The sequence below is a fragment of the Amycolatopsis kentuckyensis genome, assembly GCF_002155975.1.
Classification (GTDB): domain Bacteria; phylum Actinomycetota; class Actinomycetes; order Mycobacteriales; family Pseudonocardiaceae; genus Amycolatopsis; species Amycolatopsis kentuckyensis.
The window spans coordinates 1-1,925 of sequence record NZ_MUMI01000878.1; the positions used below are offsets into that span (position 1 = coordinate 1).

2 protein-coding genes are annotated in these 1,925 nt (G+C 71.4%); one reads left to right on the forward strand and one right to left on the reverse strand.

Features of this window, described 5'->3' with window-relative positions:
- The first annotated feature begins 239 nt into the window (after positions 1-239).
- Positions 240-1,298, forward strand: a complete 1,059-nt coding sequence (locus CCN39_RS48850) for an NAD(P)-binding domain-containing protein (RefSeq protein WP_086854033.1) — start codon at positions 240-242, stop codon at positions 1,296-1,298.
- 132 nt (positions 1,299-1,430) lie between these two features.
- On the opposite strand, the gene CCN39_RS48855 is transcribed toward CCN39_RS48850, so the two are convergent.
- A partial coding sequence (locus CCN39_RS48855) for an aldo/keto reductase (RefSeq protein ID WP_143264514.1) occupies positions 1,431-1,925 on the reverse strand: 495 nt, incomplete at its 5' end.

Sequence of the window (1,925 nt, forward strand, 5' to 3'; positions counted from 1 at the left end):
CCACCGGATGGACCGATGCGCGCCGGATGGCTCGCGGGGCGAGTGGGGACGGCGGGACGGAGGCTGGTCACGCCCGAGCTGGAGTTCCGGTGCGAGAAAGGCTCGGGTGCGCTGGGAACGCCCGCATTGGTTCGGTTGATGGGGGCCAAGTGGGTGGGGCGGAGGGAGGCCCCGACCGTGGCCGGGGCGCTGTGATGTAGGGCGCGAAATACGCCGCCGCCGTTGTCGTTGGAACCTTTATGAGCGGCGCGGATCACGAAACGGATGTTGTGGTCATCGGGGCCGGGCAAGCCGGGTTGTCCGCCGCCTATCACCTGCGGCGGGCCGGGTTCGGCAACCGGACCGGGTTCGTTGTTCTCGACCACGGGAAGCGGGCCGGGGGTGCCTGGCAGTACCGGTGGCCGTCGCTGGTTCTCGGGAAGGTTCACGGGATCCATGATCTTCCCGGGATGGCCTTCGGGGCTCCCGACGTGACTCGCCCTGCCTCCGAAGTCGTCTCCGAATACTTCGCGCGGTTCGAACGGGTTTACGACCTTCCCGTTCTGCGGCCCGTCGACGTCCAGTCCGTGACGCGGGCGGGGGAGCGGCTGGTCGTCTCGAGCCCTGCCGAGTCGTGGGCGGCGCGGGCCGTCATCAGTGCCACCGGGACCTGGGACCGGCCCTTCTGGCCGCGCTATCCCGGCCAGGAAACCTTTGCCGGGCAGCAGCTGCACACCGCCGACTACACCGGGCCCGAAGCCCTCCGCGGACGACGGGTTGTCGTCGTCGGCGGAGGGGCTTCCGCCGTGCAGCTGCTCATGGAGTTCGCGCCGCTCGCCCGCGCGACCGCCTGGGTCACGCGTCGGCCGCCCGTCTGGCGGGACGAGCCCTTCAGCGAGAACTGGGGACGCAGCGCCGTCGCCAAGGTCGACGAGCGGGTGCGGGCCGGGCTGCCGCCCGAAAGCGTTGTCAGCGTGACCGATCTGGCCGTGACGCCGGAAGTGCGGGCTGCCCGTGCGGCCGGGATCCTCGACCGGCGGCCGATGTTCGAGCGGATCACGCCCCGCGGCGTCGTCTGGCCGGACGGCGAGCGGTTCGACGCCGACGTGATCCTGTGGGCCACCGGGTTCCGCGCGGCGATCGACCACCTCGCTCCGCTGCACGTCCGCGAACCCGGTGGCGGCATCCGGATGGACGGCACGCGGGTGGTGCTCGAACCGCGCCTGCACCTGGTCGGGTACGGGCCCTCGGCGAGCACGGTCGGGGCCAACCGGGCCGGCCGGGCCGCGGTGGCGGAGATCCGGAAACTGCTGCGGTGAAGGTCTTCGCCGGACCGTGACGGCGTGGGTGGTAGGAGCCATACGACCCAAACTACCGAACATCTGTGCGAACGCTATCGCTGGATCGGGTGATCTTCTTCCGCATGAAACCCTTGCGCCACAAGGGAAATCTCAGGTCAGCGCCATCCCCGGGACGCGCGCGCGGAGTGCCGCCATGGTCGCCTCGTCCGAGACGCCCTGCCAGTCGTACCGCGGCGTGTACGGCGCGGTGAGCGCGTGCACGTCCGAGTCGGTCAGTTCGACGTCCAGCGACGCCACGGCGTCGTCGATCTGCTGGATCGAACCGGCGCCGACCAGCGGAGCCGTGACGACCGGCTGGCGGCGCAGCCAGGCCAAGGCGATGGCCGCGCGGCTCACCCCGTGCGCGGCCGCCACCTTCCCGACCGCCTCGACGATCGCGCGGTCCGGCTCGGCGGACGAGTACAGCAGGTCCGCGTAGGTCCCGTCGGTGCCGGCGCGGGCCGTCGACTTCGCGTCGTCCCAGGCGCGGGCCAGGCGGCCGCGGGCCAGGGGGCTCCAGACGATCGTGCCGACACCCTCGTCCAGGCAGAGCGGGATCATCTCGCGCTCTTCTTCGCGGGCCAGCAGGTTGTAGTGGTCCTGCAT